Here is an 18,431-nt window from a genome sequence, read left to right as displayed (position 1 = left end):
TGAGCGGTGGAGGTGGCGGCGTGATCCGGCTGATCCTGGTCGACGACCATCCCGTGGTGCGGCACGGCATCCGCGGCATGCTGGAGGCCGAGCCCGACCTGACCGTGGTCGGTGAGGCCTCGTCCGGGCCCGAGGGCGTGGCGCTCGCCGCCGAGCTGCGGCCGGACATCGTCCTGATGGACCTGCGGATGCCCGGCGGCGACGGTGTCGAGGCGACCGCGCGGATCGTGGCGACGATGCCGGGCGTACGGGTGATGGTGCTGACCACGTACGAGTCGGATCGTGACATCCTGCGCGCGATCGAGGCCGGCGCCGGCGGATATCTGCTCAAGGACGCCTCGCCGGCGGAGCTGGCCGAGGGCGTCCGGGCCGCGGCCCGCGGGGAGACCGTCCTCGCGCCCAGCGTCGCCTCCACCCTGGTCCGGCAGGTCCGCAGCCCGGCGCCGCCGACGCTCTCCGCCCGGGAAGCGGAGGTGCTGCGCCTGGTGGCCCGGGGACTCACCAACGCCGACATCGGCCGGGAGCTGTTCATCGCCGAGGCGACCGTCAAGACCCACCTGCTGCGCGCCTTCGCGAAGCTGGACGTGGCCGACCGCACCGCCGCGGTGACCCGGGCGATGAGCCACGGCCTGCTCTGACCGGGAACCTCGCCCACCCTTCACGACGTCACCCCGGCTGGCCACGACGCTGGACGACCTGGCCGGGCACCGGACCCGGCCCGGCCTGCGGCCGAGGTGGGCAGGCTGGCCGCCCTGGTCACCGGTCGCGGCGCCTGCCGCCACCCGGACGGTACGGCCCGCATGATCACCGGTGCGCTGCGCGCGTTCGAGGCCGACGTGGCCGCCCACCTGGCGGGCCACTGCCTGGCCACCGAGGGGGTACGGCGATGAGCACCACCCGGCTGCACGTGGACTGGACGGCCTGCGACGGCCGTGGGCTCTGTGCCGAGCTGCTGCCCGGGCTGCTGGCCGAGGACGACTGGGGCTATCCGGTGGCCCGCGGCGGCGAGGCGGAACCGGCTGTGCCCCGGCACCTCGAGGATTCCGCCCGCCATGCCGTGGACCGCTGCCCGGCGCCGGCACTGCGGCTCGTGCGGCGCTGAACTGCTTCCCGCGCCGCCGTTCCGCACCTCGTTCGGAATGGTCGGTGGTGATCTTTTTCCGACGGGACTCAGTGGATCATCCATTGTCAAGTGGGCCGAACGACGGGCGTGTCTCACATTCGGCTGGTTCTGTCCAACCCGGATGATCGACTAAGCTCAGCCGGACATCGAGGATCGCAACTACGTCGCGCACGCGCTCCGCGCCCGCCGTGTTACCGTGCGATGCCGCAGACGTGCTTATCGGACAAATCATGAGCGCCAATGCGGGGAAACCGGACAATGGTCGGCCGGTGGTCGCCCGGTGACGTCACTGTGGGTATGCCTGTTATTTTGTCCGATGTAGAACCGAGTTCACCGGCAATGCACGATGTTGCCGCCCGCTCCGGTATCCGAAAACTTGGTCCCGCGATCGTAAAGATTGCGACCCGGGGGTCGGTATTTCCCCGGCCGTCGTCTAGCGTTCACCGCCTGAGCGTCCTTGCGCTTTGTTGTTGTGAGGCCAAGGGGTGGGGGGCGTCGTAAGTGGGGTGCACGAAATTGCCGAGTGGGCGTGGGGTCTCACACCGGGCAGGGGCGTCGTGACAACGACGGAAACAACGGCGGACAGCGCCGCGAGCGGACCGATTCCGGCACCATCGACGTATGCGGGAGTCACCGAACGGGATCTCGGTGTCTCCGACGGGCGCGGCCACGCCGACCGCTGGGTCTGGGAGGCGCGTTACGTCAAGCTGCTCCTGGTCATCGACTTCGGCGCGACCCTGGTGGCCACACTGGCCGCCTTCGTGCTGCGGTTCCAGGGCGCGCCGTACGCGGACTGGTATCTGGTGCTGTCCGCGCTCATCCCGCCCGTGTGGGTGGGTCTGCTGGCGCTGACGCACGCCTACGAACGGCGGGTGCTGTTCGTCGGCGGCGAGGAGTATCAACGGGTGCTGCGGGCCGGCGTCCGGCTCACCCTGGGCATCGCGCTGGCCTCCTATGTCGCCAAAGCGGACATCGCCCGGGGTTACCTGCTGATCGCCCTCGTGCTGACCACGGTGTTGTCGCTGGCCGGTCGATTCGTGCTGCGCAAGGTGCTGCACCGCTCCCGCCGGCGCGGGGCCTGCATGCACCGGGTGCTGGCGATCGGGCACGCCTCGGCCGTCGCGCAGATGACCCGTCAGCTGCACCGCCGCTCCCACCACGGATTCCAGGTCATCGGTGCCTGCCTGCCCGCGGGGCAGCTGGCCGATGCGGCGCACACGGTGGACGTGCCGGTGTTCGGCGCCCTGGGCGCGGCGGCCAATTCGGCTGCCGCCGCCGGTGCCGACACGGTGATGGTGATGTCCTGCCCGGAGCTCGACGGCCCGATGCTGCGCCGGCTGGCCTGGGAGCTCGAACGCGACGACATCGACCTGATCGTCTCGTCGTCGCTGGTGGACACCGCCGGCGACCGGATCACCGTGCGCCCGGTCGACGGGCTGCCGATGATGCACATCGAGCATCCCCGGCTCTCCGGCGGCCGGCGCCTGATCAAATCCATGTTCGACGTGTCGGTGGCCGCGCTGCTGCTGGTGCTGCTCGCGCCGCTGTTCCTGCTGGTCGCGCTGGTCATCCGGCTGGACACCGGTGGCCCGGTGTTCTTCCGGCAGGTCCGGGTGGGCCGCGGCGGTGAGTCGTTCCGGATGTACAAGTTCCGCACCATGCACACCGACGCCGAGGCGCGCTTCGAGGCGATGCGGCAGCAGAACGAGCACGCCGGGTGCTGTTCAAGATCCGTGCGGATCCCCGGGTGACCCGGTCCGGGCGGATCCTGCGCCGCTACTCCCTCGACGAGCTGCCTCAGCTGATCAACGTCCTGCTGGGGGAGATGTCGCTGGTGGGGCCGCGCCCGCCGCTGCCCAGCGAGGTCGAGCAGTATCCGCAGGACATGCGCCGGCGGCTGGTGGTCAAGCCCGGCATGACGGGGTTGTGGCAGGTGAGCGGGCGGTCGGATCTGTCCTGGGAGGACTCGATCCGGCTGGACCTGCGGTATGTGGAGAACTGGTCGCTCACCGTCGACCTGGTGATCCTCATGCGGACCGCGATGGCGGTCATGCGGGGCTCAGGAGCCTACTGACGCCTCGCGCGGGGGGCGCTGTTCGACAGCTTGTGCAGGTATGCGGCCGGGACGCCGCAGGATGGGGACTGTTCGGTGGTACTGCTGTATTTCATCGCCGCGTTCGCGGTCATCGTGCCGGCGGTCGCCGGCCCCTTGCTCGCGTACGGGCCGGGCCGGCGGCTGGCGCGCGGCCGGCTGGCGGCGAAGACCCACCAGGCCGTCGCCGGGCTGGTGGTGACGCTCGGGCGGCCGATGACGGCCCTGGTGTTCGTGCTCTTCTGGGCCGCCGTGATCGTCGCCGTCTTCTGGCCGGTCGGCATCCTGGCGCACCGGCTGGAGAACGTCATCGACTGGCCGGTCCTGCTCTGGGTCACCGACCGGCGCAGCCCCGGCTTCGAGGACTTCAACTGGTGGTACACGGCCCTGGGCGACCGTGACCCGCTCAAGATCGTGGTGGTCGTGGCGGCGGTGCTGTTCGCCCCGTTCTGGCGCAAGCGGTTCTGGATCCCGCTGGTGGCGATCCTGGCGAGCTTCCCGCTGGAGCAGTACGTGCAGGCGATCCTGGCCGGCATGGTCAACCGGGGGCACCCGCCGACCGGGCTGGGCTCGTACCCGTCGGGCGGCATCGCCCGGGTGGTCATGACCTTCGGGGCGATCGCCCTGTTCATCGCCCTGACGTGGAAGTTGCGCCGGCGCTGGCACGTGCTGCTGGGCACCGTCGTGCTGATCATGGCGACGTACGAGGGCTACTCGCGGATCTACACCCAGAAGCACTGGCTCACCGACGTCATCAGCGGACTGCTGTTCGGCCCGGCGCTGTTCCTGGGCTACGCCCTGGCCGTCGGCATCCTGGCCGGCCGGTATCCCCGCCCGGTCCCGCCGCCGGCCGCCGCCGAGGCCGAGGTTCCCGTCGAGGCCGCTCCGGCAGCCGCGCCGGTCGTCTCGGCGACCGCGCCGTGACGACGCTGCTCGTCGCCTCGACCGGGGGCCACCTCGCCGAGCTGCACGACCTGACACCGCGGCTCGGCGTGGGGGAGCGCCGCTGGGTGACCTTCGACAGTCCGCAGAGCCGGTCCCTGCTGGAGGGTGAGGACGTCGTCTTCGTGCCCCCGGCCACCAGCCGGGACCTGGTCGGTGCGGTCAAGGACCTGATCGTCGCGGAGCGCATGTTCCGCAGCCGGCGCTATGAGCGGGTGATCAGCACCGGCGCCAGCGTGGCGCTGGCGTTCTTCCTGCCCGCCACCCGGGCCGGGGTGCCGTGCTCCTACATCGAGAGTGCGACCCGCACGGAGGGGCCGTCACTCACCGGCCGGCTCGCCGCTCGGGTGCCGCGCACCCGGCTCTACACGCAGTATCCGGCCTGGGCAGACGATACCTGGCAGTACGGCGGGTCCATCTTCGACGCTTTCGAGGCCGAGCCGCTCGCCGAGCCGCGCCCGGTGAGCAAGGTCGTGGTGACCCTGGGTACGCACGAGCGCTACACGTTCCCGCGCCTGCTCAACCACCTCGTGACCCTGTTGCCGCCGGAATGGGACGTGCTGTGGCAGGTGGGCTCGACCGTTGTCGATAAGATGCCCGCCGGTGCCCGCAAACAGGTGCCGATCACCGAGATGCGCCAGGCCCTCGCCGAGGCGGACGCGGTCATCTCGCACGCCGGGGTGGGCTCCGCGCTGGCGGCGATGCAGGCCGGAAAGCGCGCGCTGTACGTCCCCCGGCGCAGAGCCTTCGGTGAGCACGTCGACGACCACCAGGTCGCGATGGCCCGTGAGCTGGAAGGCAGGAAACTGGTCGTGGCCCGGGAGGCACCGCAGGTGAGCCTGGCGGACCTGGCCGAAGCCGCGGCGTGGAGTGTCCGGGCGAGTCCCGGCGTGGCGCCGTTCCGGCTGGCTCCGTCGTGATCGCCCACACTTCGTCCATCCTCTGTGCCCCTGGACTTTCCGAACAGGCAACGTCTCCGTCCGGACGGTCGATAGCGCACTGACGCCCACCGCACGAGGCTGCGTCAATCTTTAAGTTCTCATTAGGAGGGCCCGTGTCCCTAAAGCGTCGACTACGGTCGCGGCCGGCCGCCAGGATCCTGGCGTCCACCGCGGTGCTGAGTCTGACGGTCGCTCTGACCGCCGTACCGGCCTCCGCCGTGTACGTGCCCCCGAACGACCCCGCGACCATCGTCTCGGCCAACCCGGTGGACTACACGCCGCACGCCCAGAACGGCAGCATCCGCGCGTTCGCGCAGATCGGTAACACGGTCTACGCCGGCGGATCCTTCAGCGGCATCAAGCCCGCCGGCGCGAGTACCTGGTCGCCGGCGAGCAACCTGGTGGCCTACGACGCCGGCACCGGCGCGCTCCGTGCCGGCTTCACCCCGGTGCTCGACGGTGCGGTGCAGACCCTCGCGGTCAGCCCGGACGGCAAGCTCATCGTCGGTGGCAACTTCAGCACCGTGAACGGTGTGTCCCGCAAGAACCTCGTCGAGCTGGACCCGGCCACCGGCGACACGATCACCAGCTGGGTCGGCCGGGCCGACGGCGGTGTGGTGCGCCGGGCCATCGTGCACGAGAACCATCTGTACATCGCGGGTGCGTTCCACTGGATCAACGGCACCGAGCACGGACTGCTGGCCCGGCTCAACGCCACCACCGGCGCGATCGACAGCACCTTCCAGATCGACGCGAGCGGGGCCCGGCCGTACGCCAACAGCACCGAGCTGGTCTGGGGCCTCGCGGTCGCGCCCGACGGTGACACCGTCGTGGCGGTCGGCAACTTCACCGAGGTCAACGGAAACGCCCGGAACCAGGTCGTCATGATCGACACCGCGGGTACGCCCACCGTCGCGGACTGGAACACCGACCGGTACGTGGCCGCCTGTTACAGCAGCTCGTTCCCGTTCTACGCCCGTGACGTCGACTTCAACGACGACGGCAGTTACTTCGTGATCATCGCCGACGGTGGCCGTGGCGACGCGTACTGCGACACCACCGCCCGCTGGGAGACCGCGGACCGGGGCAGCAACGTCCAGGCGACCTGGGTCGACGTCACCGGCACCGACTCGGTCACCTCGCTGGAGGTCGCCGACGGCGTGGTCTACGTCGGCGGGCACTTCCGCTGGCAGAACAACGCCAACGGCAACGACACGCAGGGCCCGGGTGGCGTCAGCCGTTACGGCATCGCCGCGCTGGACCAGCAGAACGGCGTACCGCTGAACTGGAACCCGACCCGCTCGCCGGGCGGTCAGCTGCCGGCCGGCGGGACCAACTGGGGCCCGATCATGTGGGAGCTGTGGAAGGGCCCCAACGGCCTGTTCGCCGGTTTCGACTCCGACGGCCTGGGCAACGAGTACCACGGCCGGCAGGGCTACTTCCCGGACGCCGGTGGGCGCACCATCGCCATCCAGGACGCCCCGCAGGCCGCCTCCGGTTACCTCTACCTGGGCGCCGGCAACGGCCAGGTGACCAAGGTGTCGTACGGTGTGTCCGGAGTGGGCACCCCCGCGACGGTCAGCCAGCCGCAGCTCACCAGCGCCAAGTCGGCGTTCGTGGTCGGCAACAAGGTGTACTGGGCCAAGACGGACGCGAGCGCGCCCAGCGGCAGCCTGCTGAACATCTCCATCCTCAGTGGCTCCGGCGCGATCGGTGCCCCGTGGGTGAGCAGCGGCTACAACTCGTGGTACGCGGCGGCCAGCATGACCGGCGCGTTCTACTCGCAGGGCCGGATGTACTACACGACCTCGTCGAGCAACGCGCTGTTCTACCGTTACCTCACGCCGGACGGCTACGTCATCGGGTGCACCGCCTTCACGCTGCCGACCTCGGGCATCGACTGGCGCACGGTGCGCGGCATGACCTGGGTGGCCGGCAAGCTGGTCTACGGTTCCACCGACGGGACACTCCGGACGGTCAACTTCGACCCGGCCGCGACGACCGCGGTCGACGGCTCCACCGCCAATGTGGTGGCGGCGCCGACGGCCGAGGCGACGTGGTCCAACCCGACGCTGTTCTTCGCCACTTCGTAACACGGATTGTCGTCGGAGCGACGACTCTCTGTTGCGTAACCTTCCCCGGCCGCGCGAGGATGCCGGCCGGGGAAGGTTTCGGTGCGACTCAGATGTACCGACACACAACTGCAGACATGTCGGGGAGAGACGACTCATGGATGTGACTGATTCCGTCGCCGCGAGCCGGCAGCGGGTCGTCGGCTTCGCGGACGTCGTACGGATTCCGCTGCGCCGGTGGCGCATCGTGCTGACCGCGACCGCGGCCGTCACGCTCGCGGTGCTCGCGTACCTCTTTTTCTTTCCGGCGACGTATCGCGCGACAACGGTTGTCGTGCTGCGTCCCGTGGTCACCGACCCGTTCACCCTGCCGTCCAGCGGCGCGGACCGGGCCATCAACATGACCGCCGAGAACGGCATCGCGCTGGGCAACGACGTCATCGACTCGACCGCGCGGATCCTCAACCGTGACCCCGAGGCGGTCCGGGAGTCGCTCACCACCGAGGTGCCCACGGGCGGCCAGGTGCTGCGCTTCCAGTACGCCGGGGACAGCGAGCGCAGCGCCATCACCGGGGCGAACACCGCGGCCGAGACCTACCTGCGCGTCCGGGAGGACATCTACAAGCAGCAGCGGGCCGGGCTGATCCTCTCCTACGACAACACCATCAAGCAGGTGACGGGCCAGCGGCTGGCGGTGCAGAAGGCGCTGCCCAACCAGAAGAGCAGCACGGACACCGCGTCGCCGCGTACCCAGGCGACGCTGGACCAGGTGAGCGCCCTCAACGACCAGATCGCCCAGCTGGCCAACGCGCGCGCCAAGGTGTCCTCGGCCGATCTGAGCCCCGGTTCGATCACTGCCGCGGCCCGCTCGCCGATTCCGTCCAGTCACGACGCCGGCCTGCTCTACCTGCTCGGCGCGGTGCTCGGCGGTCTGCTGCTGGGCATGGTCGCCGCGCACGCCCGGGAGGCCCTGGACCGCCGGGTCCGGTCCGTCGACCAGGCCGCCGACCTGATCGGGCTGCCGGCGCTCGGCGTGGTCCGCGCGGTCGGCCGGCACCACGACGAGGCGGCGGCGGCCGACGCCCGGTACGTCTCGTTGGCCGTGCTGAAGTGGATCGACCGGCACCCCGACCGCGCACTCGTCGTGCTCTCCGGCCGCAACGACGAGGGCCGCACGACGGTGACCGGAAATCTGGCGGTCGCGCTGGCCGAGGCCGGCCAGGACGTCACGCTGGCCGCGCCGCCGGAGAGCCATGAGGAGCTGAAGCGGGTGCTGTTCGCTGCGCAGAAGCGCACCCCGCCGCGCCCCCGCACGTTGTCGCCGTCCGCGCCGGCCGGGGTGAACGGTTCGGCTACCGCCGGTCGGCTCGGCATGGGCGGCACCGCGGCCACCCCGGCGCCGGGCGTCACCCGGATCGCCGGCTCCGGCCTGCGTACCGCGGACGCGCCCACCCAGGTGCAGACCACCTCCGCCGATCCCGAGGCCACCCTGATCATGGAGGCACCGGTCCGGCAGACGCCCGTGGTCGCGGCGGGCCCCAACACAGCGGGCAGCGGCGCGGCTGACCCGGACAGCCGGCTGCTGGTCGTGCTGATCGGTGGCGGCGTCGTCCGGCTGTGCGCCCTCGGCGAGGAGCCCGACTCCGGGGTGGTGGTCATCGACGCACCCCCGTCCGACACCGACGAGCGCGGCGTACGGGCCGCGCAGACCGGGGTGGCGGTGCTCGTGGTGGCCCGCGACCGTACCCGTAACGGCGAGCTGACCCGGCTGGTCGACCGGCTGCGCTCCGCCGGGGCCCAGACCGTCGGCTTCGTGCTCACCGGAGGCCGAGGTGCCTGAGAACGCCATGTCCGACAGCGCAGGGGAGCAGGCCGTGCCACCGACGTACCCGGAGATCAGCGTCGTCGTCGCCACCCGCGACCGGCCCGGGCTGCTGGAACGCGCCGTGGCCAGCATCCTCGGCCAGGACTATCCGGGCCGGGTCGAGTGCGTCGTGGTCTACGACCACGTCGAGGTGCGCGACCTCGACGTGCCGGTCGGCCCCGACCGGGCGCTGAAGCTGATCGCCAACACCCGCCGCCAGGGGCTGCCCGGCGGCCGCAACAGCGGCGTGGAGGCGGCGACCGGCGAGCTGCTGGCCTTCTGCGACGACGACGACATCTGGCTGCCCACCAAGCTCAGCCGCCAGGTCGAGGAGCTCGCCGACCCGGCCGTCGGCGCGGTGAGCTGCGGGCTGCGGCTGCGCGGACCGGGCATCGACAAGGAACGCGTGCTGGACCGCGACCGGGTCGTGCACGAGGAGCTGCTCGCCGACCGGGTGATGGAGGTGCACTCCAGCACGATGCTGGTGCGCCGTTCCACGTGGGCCGCGGCCGGTGAGGTCGACGAGGGCATTCCCGGCGGCTACAGCGAGGACTACGAGTGGCTGCTGCGGGTGTCGGCCCACACGCCGATCGCGGTGGTCCGGCAGGCGCTGGTCATCGTCGACTGGCACGGTGGCTCGTTCTACTTCGGACGGTGGGCGACCATCGTCGAGGCCCAGCGCTACCTCATCGGCAAGCACCCGGAGCTGGCCACCAGCCGGGCCGGGATGGCCCGGCTGCGCGGGCAGATCGCGTTCGCGCTGGCGTCGGGCAACCGGCGCACCGAGGCGGTCAAGGAGCTCGCCGCCGTCGTCCGGCTGAACCCCCGGGAGAAGCGCGTGCTGGTCACGGTGCCGGTGATCCTCGGTCTGATGACCGGCGAGCGGGTGCTGCGGATGGCCCAGAAGCGCGGCAAGGGGATCTGAGCGGTGGCCAGGACGATCGTGCGCGGCCGGCGGCTCGCGCGGGCGACCGCGCCGGCCCGGGCCCGCGCGGTCGCCCTGGTCGAGCCGGGTGTGCTCGAGCCCGGCGCCTGGGCGGTACGCCAGGCCAAGCTCCCGGTGTGGCCGATCGCCGGCATGTTCGCGCTGCTGCCGCTCTGGTGGGGGCTCGGGGTCTTCTACTTCGTCTGGCCGCTGTTCGGCGCGGTGCTGCTGACCCTTCTCACGTCGCGCGGCAACATCCGGCTGCCCACCGGCACCGTGCTCTGGCTGATCTTCCTGGGCATCGTCACGGTCAGCGCCACCCGCCTGGACCATGTCACCAACCTGCTCGTCTTCGGCCTGCGGCTCGGTCACCTGATCACCGGTCTGCTGGTCGGGATCTATGTCTACAACCTGATTCGTGACGGTGTGCCCTGGGCCAGGGTGGCCAACCCGCTGGCGATCTTCTGGCTGTCGATGGTGGCGCTGGGCTGGCTCGGGGTGCTGCTGCCGACGTTCAGCTCCCCGAGCCCGTTCGAGCTGGTGCTGCCGCACGCCGTGCAGGCCGAGCGGTACATCCTCGACATCACCCACCTGGACTCGACGGAGTTCAACAAGTTCAGCCGTAACCCGATCTACCGGCCGGCGGCGCCGTACCCGTACACGAACAACTGGGGTACGGCGTACAGCTTCCTGGTGCCGTTCGTGCTCGCATACCTGATGTCGGTGCGTCGCGGCCCGATGCGCATCGTGCTCCTGGTCTCCCTGCCGTTGTCGCTGGTCCCGGCATTCCTGACGCTGAACCGTGGCATGTTCATCGGCCTGGGTGCCGGGGTTGCCTACCTGCTGTTCCGGGAGGTGCTGCGGGGCCGGGTCCGGCTGCTGCTGCCGGTCGTGGGCATCATGCTGATCGGCTGGATCGTCACGCTGTTCATCCCGGTCTTCGACCTGATCACCAACCGCACCTCGAGCACCGACACCACCTCGGACCGCTTCGACCTGTACGTGCAGACCTGGGCCGCGGTCGTGCGCTCGCCCCTGCTGGGCTTCGGGCAGCCGAACTCGGTCGACACCACGCACGCGTCCGAACCGCTGGGCACCCAGGGCATGATCTGGCAGCTGCTCTACAGCCACGGCATCCCGGCGACGATCTGCTTCTACCTGCTGCTGCTGGTGATCGCGCGCCGGCTGGCGGCCGCCGTGACACCGGCCGGGCTGTGGCTCAGCGCGCTGCCGATCATCGCGGCGATCGTGACGCCGTTCTACTCCTACATCGACCCGAACATGTCGGTGCTGTTCTTCGCCCTCGGCCTCGGCCTGGCGGCCGTGGACGGACCGGTCAACCGCAGCGTGAAGGAGGTGCCGGCATGACGACGGTCGCCGCGCCCGGTCCGGCCGACACCGAGGTACGCCGTAGCACCCGCAGCGGAGCCGTCGGTCTGGTCGGCGCGGCCGTCAACGGCGCCTTCGGTTTTGTGCTCACCACCGTCATCGTCCGGGCCTTCGGCGCCGACGGCTCCGGCGCGCTGTTCAGCGTCATCGGCCTGGTGACCATCGCCGGGGCGATCTGCTGCCTCGGCGCGGACACCGGCCTGATGTGGGCGATCCCGCGGCGCCGGCTCGGCCCGCAGGGTGACGCGGCCCGGCTGCTGCCGCTGGCTGTGCTGCCGACGTTCGGTCTCGCCCTGGCGGTGGCCGGGGCCGGGGTGCTGACGGCCGGCCCGGTCGCGCGGGCGCTGCTCGACGACCCGGACGGCGCCGCGCTGATCCGTCTCGCGGCCGTCGGCGTGCCGCTGGTGGTGGCTTCCACCGTGCTGCTCGCGGCCGTCCGGGCCACCCGCTCCGTGTCGGCGTACGTCGGCGTGCAGTTCCTGTTCGTGCCGATCGCCCGGCCGGTCCTGATGATCGCCGCGGTGCTGACCGGCGGCGGGCTGCTGCTCGGCTTCGGCGGCTGGCTGCTGCCGCTGGGTGCGGCGCTCGTGCTGGCCCTGGTCCTGGTCGTCCGCCCGCTCGGCCTGGGTGCGGGTGCGAGCCTGCGCTCCGGCCGCGCCGACTGGCGGACCTTCTGGGGCTTCGCACTGCCCCGGGCCGCCTCGGTGGCGATCGACGCCGGCAGCATGTGGGTCGGCGTCCTGCTCACCGGTGCCCTGGCCACCCAGGCGGAGGCCGGTGTGTTCGCCGCCGTCGGCCGGTACGTGCTGGCCGGTCTGCTGATCATGCAAGGGCTGCGGGTGGCCATCGCGCCGCAGCTGTCCCGGCTGCTCGGTGCCGACCGGCGCGCCGACGCCGCCCGGGTCTACCGGCGGACCACCCTGTGGATCGTCGCGCTCTCCTGGCCGGCCTACCTGGTCCTGGCGGTGTTCGCGCCGGCCTTCCTGGCGCTGTTCGGCCGTGAGTTCTCCGCCGGTGCCACCCCGATGGCCGTCCTGGCCGTGGCGATGCTCGTCAACGTCGGCGTCGGGCTGGTGCAGACCGTGCTGCTGATGAGCGGCAACAGCCGGGGGCACCTGCTCGCCACCGTCGCCGGGCTGCTGCTCAACGTGGTCGCGTGCGTGGTGCTGATCCCGCGGCACGGTGCCCTGGGGGCGGCGGTCGCCTGGTCGCTCGGCATCGTCTGCGAGAACGTGCTGGCCGCGGTCCTGGCCCGGCGGGCGCTGGGCGAGCCGCTGTTCGGCCGTACCCTCGTGCTCGCCGCCGGCGTGGCGATCGCCGCGACCGGCGCCGCGGCCGGGACCGGTGTCCTGATCGCCGGCCGTGGCCTGCCCGGCCTGGCCGTCACCCTCGGCGTCATCGCCGCCGCCGGCCTCACCGCCCTCGCCGACCGCCGCGTCCGCGCGGCCCTGCACAACGTCCGGGCACAGCTCCGGCCGGCACCGACTCAGGAGGTCTCGTCGTGACCGTGAAGGACCGGATCAAGAGCGTCGCCCCCCGCGGCGCCAAGGAACAGGTCCGCGAGCTGCTGGTCCGCTACGGCGAACGCACCAGCGACCAGCGGCCGCTGCCGGACTTCCTGGTGATCGGCACGAAGCGCGGCGGCACCACGTCGCTGTGGCGGTATCTGATCCAGCACCCGCTGGTGCCGCGGCTCTTCCCCGCGTGGAACACCAAGACCTCGCACTACTTCGAGGAGAACTGGCCGCGCGGTGAGGCGTGGTACCGCTCGCACTTCCCGACGGTGAAACAGCGGGCGGCGCTGCATCGCAAGCACGGCGCTCCGCCGAAGGTGGGCGAGGCCGCCCCGCTGTACATGTTCCATCCCCTGGTGGCGTCCCGGGTCGCGCAGCTGATGCCGCGGGCCCGGATGGTCGTGCTGCTGCGGGACCCGGTGGAACGGGCGTACTCGCACTGGAAGGAACGGCGTACCGAGGGCGTGGAGCCGCTGGACTTCGCGGCGGCGCTGGCGGCGGAGGAGTCGCGGACGGCGGGGGAGCGGGAGAAGCTGCTCGCCGACCCGAACTACTTCAGCGAGTCCTACGACTGGTATTCGTACCGGGCGCGGGGCCGCTATCTGGAGCATCTGACGCCCTGGCTGGACCACTTCGACCGGGAGCAGCTGCTGTTCGTGGCGAGCGAGACGCTGTACCGCGAGCCCGCGGCCACGTACGCGCGGATCCTGGACTTCATCGGGCTGCCGCCGTACGACCTGGGCGCGTACGACGTCTTCAACGACCGGCCCAGCAAGGGTATGGACGACGACGTCCGGGCCGAGCTGACGGCGTACTACCGCCCGCACAACGCGGCCCTGGCCGAGCGGCTGGGTATGACCTTCGACTGGAGCTAGGGCAGCCGCTCGCCGAGGATGTCGAGCAGGGCGGGGTGCAGCTTCGGGTTCCAGCCCGCGCCCCCGCCCGACAGCTCGTACGTCCGCAGCCACAGCTCCACCAGGTAGGCGTCCGCGACGAACCGCTGCCGGACCGGGTCGGCCAGACCCAGGGCGGCCCCGTGGCGCCGCAACGCCTCGTCCACGGCCGCCGCACACTCGGCCGCGGGCCGTCCGCGCGTCGACAGGGTCGTCTGGAACGCCTGATGGGCCAGGTCGAAGCCGATCGGCACGCCCGGCGCGCTGTTCTCCCAGTCCCAGACCAGCAGGCCGCCCTGGTGCCGGGCCATGTTCCACGGGACCCAGTCGCCGTGCCAGTGGCCGAACTCCAGCGTCAGCTCCGGATCGAGCTTGTCGATGACGGCGTGGATGCGGGGATCGGCGCCCTCCGCCCGCGCCCGCCAGCCGGCCAGCAGTGCCGTCACGGGCTGTGCCGCGGTGGCGGGTGATCCCCACCGGGCGACCGCCAGCATCGCGTCCAGGCGGGGAGTGTCGGGTTTGCTGATCCGGCGTACCCGGCGGGGCATCGGCTCGATGACGGCGATCTCCCGACCGTTCCACCGGGTGTGCAGGATCAGCCTCGGTGCGGGCGGGAAGCCGTTACCGGCCGGCAGCTCCGTCAGGGTGGCGGCCTCCGCGCGGACCATGGCCCGGGTGCCGTCGTTCCAGCCGATCTTCGCGTAACCGCGGGGCCGGCCGTCGGCGTCGAAGAGCTGCAGGGTGGGCTTGTGGTGCGGGTCGGGCGGCCGGATGCCGATCGCCGCGTGCAGCTCCGCCTGCCCGAGTTGGTCGGCCAGGAACGAGGAGAGCAGCAGCTCACGCTCCGGGGCGTGCACGGAGAGGACGGGCGCCCGGGTCAGGCCGAGGGCGCCGACGCGGGCCAGCAGACCGACGGCGGCCCGGCCGGCCCGGACCTTGGGCGGCCGCAGGGCGTTGTACGCCAGCAGGGACGCCGCGGTGACCTTGCGGGAGGCCAGCGGCAGCAGGAAGCGGGCGTGGTCCAGGGACGGGATGACCGCGTACCGGACGGTGGCGGCCGGGTCGTCGCCGACGGTGACCCGTAGCCGGGGATCACCGAAGATGGCGCGGGTGACCCAGCCCAGCCCGTCCTGCCGGCCCCGGGGATCGGGGTCCGTCCCGACCAGCGGATCGGATGGGGTCCGCTGACCCGGGACGGACGTCCGTGTTGACTCGTTGACCACGGCGTCGACGATAGGCGATACGTGTCAGCGCTGATAGACCCGCACGTAGTCGACGACGAAGTCGGCGGGGAACTGCGTGCTCGCGTCCGGGTTGCCCAGCCAGCCACCGACCTGGAAGTTCAGGCGCAAGTTGTACGGCTTGTGGAAAGCCTTGTCGAACCAGGGCGTCGTGCTGCTGTCCCGGGTCCACACCAGCTTGCCGTCGATGTACCACTTCAGCGACTTGGCGTCCCATTCGGTGGTGTACGTGTGGAAGCCGTCGGCCGGGTGCGCGCCGCCCGGCATGGCGATCCGGGTGTCCTGCTTGACCGGCGTGTAGTCCCAGAAGATGGCCGCGGTGGACTTGTCGTGCCAGCCGGGACCGCCGGGCAGCTCGGTCACGTCGATCTCGCCGTTGCCGCCGTCGTCGGGGCGCAGCCAGAACGCCGGCCACAGGCCCTTGGAACTCTCGGGCTTGTTCGGCGACTTGGCGCGGATCTCGAAGCGGCCGTACTTGAACGACGCCTTGCCCATCGTGTCCAGGTAGGACTGGGTGTACTGGCGGGTCTGCGAGCTGCAGGTGGAGGACTGCTTCAGCGCGCGTAGCGTCAGATTGCCGCCGCTGACGAAGGTGTTCTTCGGGTCGTCCACGTTGCAGCCGATGTCGATCGACCGGCCTTCACCGTCGCGCAGGTTCCACTTCGACTTGTCGATGCCGCCGGAGGTGAAGTCGTCGTTGAAGACCAGGCGCCAGCCCTCGGGCGTGGCCGGCGTGGTGGGGGCGGCCGGTGGCTTGCTGGTCGCCGGCGCGGTGGTGGCGGCCGTCTTCGTCGGGCTCGGCGCCGTGGTGGTCGGCGCGGCCGTGGTCGGCTTGGTCGAGGGCGCCGGGGGCAGGGCCGTGCTCGGCGTGCTCTTGCCCGGCGTGGGCTTGGCCTGCGTCTTGTACGACAGGACCAGCTCGGGGTGCAGGTTGTCCTTGGAGTTCTCCCGCGAGGCCCAGTAGACCCGGGTGTTGAGGCTCTCCTGGGAGAGCGCGAACGTGTACGTGCCGTTGCGCTGCACCGAGGCCGAGACGTCGAACTCGTTGTAGCCCTTGGCCACCTTGTCCAGTGCCTGCACGCTGCCGACGGCGGCGAGCCGGGCCGGGCTGCTCGCCGCGGCCAGGTCGCCGGGGACGGTGCGGGCCAGGATCCGGGCGGCGAAGTCGTGCCAGGCGTAGACCCGCAGGGTCGCCTTCACCTGCGTGGCATTGGCCGGGAGCTTGTCCACGGCGAACTGCAGCGTGGCGTCACGGCGGCCCCTCGGATTGCCGTCGCACAGAGACGGGCAGCTCGCCAGGGTGGTCTTGCCGGTGGTGTCGCCGTCCTGCGGCACCTGGGTGACGGTGGTGTCGGCCACCGGCCGCAAGGTGAGACCGTCGTCGTCGCCCGCGAAGACGGGCACCAGTGTCCCGGCGGTGACGGCCAGCACCGCGGTGCCGATGATGGTGAGCGATCGGGTGCTGCGAATCCCCCGCCGCGGTGCCGGTGCATGGGCCGGCACGTGCGCCCTGCGCAACATCAACTGTCTACTTTCCTCGGAGTATTCCCTTGTGGTGGATCGACGACCGAGCGTAACGGGAAGACCTCGAAGATCACATCTCCGCAAAACCGCGCCTAATGCCAGCTTAAGACTCCACTAATGCGCGGCCGCCCATTGTCCCGGTGTCCAAATCGGTCGTGTCCGCACATGTCCACCCGCTGCGGCCTGCGCGGACGTCGTGGTCCCGGTTGGCATGAATGCGGGTCAACCTGCCGTTGTGTGGCCGCCGACCGCGCGGAACCGGACGATTCACCCCGGCGGTAGCGTGTTGACGAAATCACGCGCCCGCGCCGGCCATTCCTCGAGCACGTCGTCGTGAGCCGGCACCCGGCCGTGCCGGTGGCGGGGGCGCCCTAGGCTCGGCGCCATGCTCCGCCGGATCGCCGCCGTCGTGGTCACCCTGATCGCCCTGGTGGCGGCCGTGCGGCTGGTCACCCCGCAGGACACCTCGGGGGTACGGCGGCAGCTGACGTTCCTGCGCGCGCAGCTCGACGCCGGCGCCGGCCCGGCCGCCCAGAAGCTGTTCCCGGAGGGCTACTTCTTCTTGTACGCCCTCTACGGCCTCGCCCACGTGGACCTGGGTCGCACCGCCTCGGACCCGGGCGCGGACGTGCGCGAGGCCCGCTGGGCGCTGGCGCAGCTGGAGAGCCCGGCCGGACGCGAGCCGTTCGACGCCGGGCTGACCCCCGCCTACGGCGTCTTCTATCAGGGCTGGACCAACTGGCTCCGCGGCGGCGTGCTGTCGCTGGAGCCGGATCCGGCGCTGCGGCGCGACTTCGAGTCCGCCTCCGCAGCGCTGGCCACGGCCCTGGACGCGGCGGCGACGCCGTACCTGACCGCCTATCCCGGCCAGGCCTGGCCGGTCGACTCGACGGTCGCGGTCGCCTCCCTGCGGCTGCACGACAAGCTCCTGACGCCCCGGTACGCCGGTACGGCCGACCGTTGGCTGGCACAGGTGCGGCAGCGCCTCGACCCGGCGACCGGGCTGCTGCCGCACACGGTCGATCCGGTGTCGGGCCGGCCCACCTCGGGCGCCCGCGGCACGTCGCAGAGCATCATCCAGCGGTTCCTGGTCGAGATCGACCCGGCGTTCGCCCGCGCGCAGTACCTGAGGTTCCGCTCCCTGTTCGTGGTGCGGCCGCTGCGGCTGGGGCCGGCCGTGCGGGAGTATCCCCGCGGGACCGACGGGCCGGCGGACGTGGACTCGGGCCCGCTGCCGCTGGGCGTGAGCCTGTCGGCCACCGCGGTGACGCTGGGGGCGGCCGCGGTGCAGGGCGACGGTCAGCTGGCCGGGGCGCTGGCCAACTACGGGGAGCTGATCGGCGTACCGGTGTCCACGCCGTGGTCCAAGCGCTATGCGGCGGGCGTCCTGCCGATCGGTGACGCCTTCCTGGCGTGGTCGAAGACCGCGCGGCCGTGGGTGGCCGCCCAGCCGGCACCGCTGCCGGGCGTGGTCGACCGTTTCTGGCGGCTGCCGTTCGTGGCGGTCCTGGCGTTGGCCGTGCTGCTCGGCTGGATCCCGGTCGCCCGCCGCTCCGCCCGGCGTTGACGGCCTGACGCGCTCTCGTCCGGTCGTCGTCCGGACGCCGCCCGTGGAGGCGTTTCGCCTGGTAGACAGTCTGAGCGGCCGAGACGAAATAGACACAAGAGAGTACCCACGGGGCTATCCAGCCTAAAAGTCCAATTCCGCCACAACTCGGCAATCCGCTGGTTACAGTACGGACGGCGCAGTTCCGAAGTGCGAGATTTGTCCCGTGCTAGGTGTCCGCGCCACCCGGCTCCTAGCCGGCGCACCACCAGCCGTCGCGTGCGGCACCGAGAAAGGCAAACCCGTCGAGAGGCGGGGACGCAAAGCCAGGGACCTCCCGAGCGGGAGGCGGCCCAGCCGCCGAA

At 71.4% G+C, this 18,431-nt stretch carries 16 protein-coding genes and 1 riboswitch; of the genes, 14 read left to right on the top strand and 2 right to left on the bottom strand.

Going from position 1 to position 18,431, the window contains the following annotated elements:
- The first annotated feature begins 20 nt into the window (after positions 1-20).
- The 13 genes from Aau02nite_RS20925 (at position 21) to Aau02nite_RS20870 (ending at position 13,737) form a co-directional block, all read left to right on the top strand.
- Positions 21-638, top strand: a complete 618-nt coding sequence (locus Aau02nite_RS20925; protein WP_212990213.1) for a response regulator — start codon at positions 21-23, stop codon at positions 636-638.
- A 96-nt stretch (positions 639-734) separates the two neighbouring features.
- Complete coding sequence (locus Aau02nite_RS20920) at positions 735-890, top strand: NADH-ubiquinone oxidoreductase-F iron-sulfur binding region domain-containing protein (RefSeq protein WP_212990212.1); 156 nt, start codon at positions 735-737, stop codon at positions 888-890.
- Positions 887-1,102, top strand: a complete 216-nt coding sequence (locus tag Aau02nite_RS20915; RefSeq protein WP_212990211.1) for a ferredoxin — start codon at positions 887-889, stop codon at positions 1,100-1,102. Before Aau02nite_RS20920 ends, Aau02nite_RS20915 begins: the two co-directional genes overlap by 4 nt.
- A 578-nt stretch (positions 1,103-1,680) precedes the next feature.
- Positions 1,681-2,874, top strand: coding sequence for a sugar transferase (locus Aau02nite_RS20910; RefSeq protein WP_246595317.1), 1,194 nt, complete (start codon positions 1,681-1,683; stop codon positions 2,872-2,874).
- Positions 2,841-3,197, top strand: a complete 357-nt coding sequence (locus Aau02nite_RS46555) for a sugar transferase (protein ID WP_246595316.1) — start codon at positions 2,841-2,843, stop codon at positions 3,195-3,197. The genes Aau02nite_RS20910 and Aau02nite_RS46555 overlap by 34 nt, the downstream gene beginning before the upstream one ends.
- A gap of 75 nt (positions 3,198-3,272) precedes the next feature.
- On the top strand, positions 3,273-4,139 hold the full coding sequence (locus tag Aau02nite_RS20905; protein WP_212990210.1) for a phosphatase PAP2 family protein: 867 nt from the start codon (positions 3,273-3,275) through the stop codon (positions 4,137-4,139).
- Positions 4,136-5,077 carry a glycosyltransferase gene (locus Aau02nite_RS20900; protein ID WP_212990209.1) on the top strand — a complete coding sequence of 314 codons (942 nt, stop codon included), beginning with the start codon at positions 4,136-4,138 and terminating at the stop codon, positions 5,075-5,077. Before Aau02nite_RS20905 ends, Aau02nite_RS20900 begins: the two co-directional genes overlap by 4 nt.
- 179 nt (positions 5,078-5,256) lie before the next feature.
- Positions 5,257-7,191 (top strand): delta-60 repeat domain-containing protein, encoded by a 1,935-nt coding sequence (locus tag Aau02nite_RS20895; protein WP_212990282.1) that lies wholly within the window; start codon positions 5,257-5,259, stop codon positions 7,189-7,191.
- Between the two features lie 136 nt (positions 7,192-7,327).
- On the top strand, positions 7,328-9,010 hold the full coding sequence (locus tag Aau02nite_RS20890) for a hypothetical protein (protein WP_212990208.1): 1,683 nt from the start codon (positions 7,328-7,330) through the stop codon (positions 9,008-9,010).
- A gap of 7 nt (positions 9,011-9,017) precedes the next feature.
- A complete protein-coding gene (locus tag Aau02nite_RS20885; protein WP_212990207.1) occupies positions 9,018-9,959 on the top strand; it encodes a glycosyltransferase family 2 protein in 942 nt (313 codons plus the stop codon).
- Between the two features lie 3 nt (positions 9,960-9,962).
- Positions 9,963-11,327, top strand: a complete 1,365-nt coding sequence (locus Aau02nite_RS20880; RefSeq protein WP_246595315.1) for an O-antigen ligase family protein — start codon at positions 9,963-9,965, stop codon at positions 11,325-11,327.
- Positions 11,324-12,853, top strand: coding sequence for a lipopolysaccharide biosynthesis protein (locus tag Aau02nite_RS20875; RefSeq protein ID WP_212990206.1), 1,530 nt, complete (start codon positions 11,324-11,326; stop codon positions 12,851-12,853). The genes Aau02nite_RS20880 and Aau02nite_RS20875 overlap by 4 nt, the downstream gene beginning before the upstream one ends.
- A gap of 2 nt (positions 12,854-12,855) precedes the next feature.
- Positions 12,856-13,737, top strand: a complete 882-nt coding sequence (locus Aau02nite_RS20870; protein ID WP_212990280.1) for a sulfotransferase domain-containing protein — start codon at positions 12,856-12,858, stop codon at positions 13,735-13,737.
- Here Aau02nite_RS20870 and Aau02nite_RS20865 read toward each other — a convergent pair.
- A complete protein-coding gene (locus Aau02nite_RS20865; RefSeq protein WP_212990279.1) occupies positions 13,734-14,921 on the bottom strand; it encodes an aminoglycoside phosphotransferase family protein in 1,188 nt (395 codons plus the stop codon). The two genes, Aau02nite_RS20870 and Aau02nite_RS20865, sit on opposite strands and share 4 nt — an antisense overlap.
- An 81-nt stretch (positions 14,922-15,002) precedes the next feature.
- Positions 15,003-16,517 (bottom strand): glycoside hydrolase family 16 protein, encoded by a 1,515-nt coding sequence (locus Aau02nite_RS20860; protein ID WP_212990205.1) that lies wholly within the window; start codon positions 16,515-16,517, stop codon positions 15,003-15,005.
- 388 nt (positions 16,518-16,905) lie between these two features.
- Here Aau02nite_RS20860 and Aau02nite_RS20855 point away from each other — a divergent pair, with 388 nt between their 5' ends.
- Entirely contained in the window at positions 16,906-18,087 is a 1,182-nt protein-coding gene (locus tag Aau02nite_RS20855) for a hypothetical protein (RefSeq protein WP_212990204.1), read from the top strand.
- A 264-nt stretch (positions 18,088-18,351) separates the two neighbouring features.
- Positions 18,352-18,431: riboswitch (cyclic di-GMP riboswitch) on the top strand.

Origin of the sequence: Actinoplanes auranticolor (genome assembly GCF_018332655.1) — a bacterium.
GTDB classification, from domain to species: Bacteria; Actinomycetota; Actinomycetes; order Mycobacteriales; family Micromonosporaceae; genus Actinoplanes; species Actinoplanes auranticolor.
The sequence above is the reverse complement of the archived record's forward strand: the minus strand, read 5'-3'. Positions and strand labels throughout refer to the sequence as shown.